The organism is Streptomyces africanus (assembly GCF_002150735.1).
Classification (GTDB): Bacteria; Actinomycetota; Actinomycetes; order Streptomycetales; family Streptomycetaceae; genus Streptomyces; species Streptomyces africanus.
In genome coordinates, this window is record NZ_MUKA01000002.1 from 1 (window position 1) to 436 (window position 436).

Annotated in this window: 1 pseudogene; it reads left to right on the forward strand. The window is 72.5% G+C overall.

The features are described 5' to 3' along the window. Positions 1 to 204 precede the first annotated feature (204 nt). A pseudogene (locus CCL05_RS45800) lies at positions 205 to 436 on the forward strand (glycosyltransferase family 2 protein); the annotation flags it as partial.

A 436-nucleotide genomic window follows, 5' to 3' on the forward strand; every position in this document is an offset into this window, starting at 1 on the left:
TTCCCCGACACCCACGACGGCTTTGCCGTCCGCCCCGGAGGAGACCCAGGAGCCGTCCGCATCGGCCACCGAGTAGCCGCCTGAGCGGCCCATCCCGTCAAGGGCGTCAGCCCCTGTGACCCCGGCACCGCCACGGGCGCCTTCGGCATGCCCGGAACCGGCGCCCGTGCACGTCCGGCGCCAGAAAGAGACCGTGAAGCAGCCATGAGAACCGTACGGCGGCCGGCCCCGGCCGACCGCCCGAGCACCGAGCCTTCGGCGTTGCCGCGCCGGGCGCCCCTGTCCGCGCACCACCCGGACCCCGTCCTCGACGTCGTCGTCCCCGTGTTCAACGAGGAGAACGACCTGGAGCCCTGCGTCCGGCGTCTGCACGCGCATCTCGCCGAGACCTTCCCCTACTCCTTCCGGATCACCATCGCCGACAACGCCAGCACCG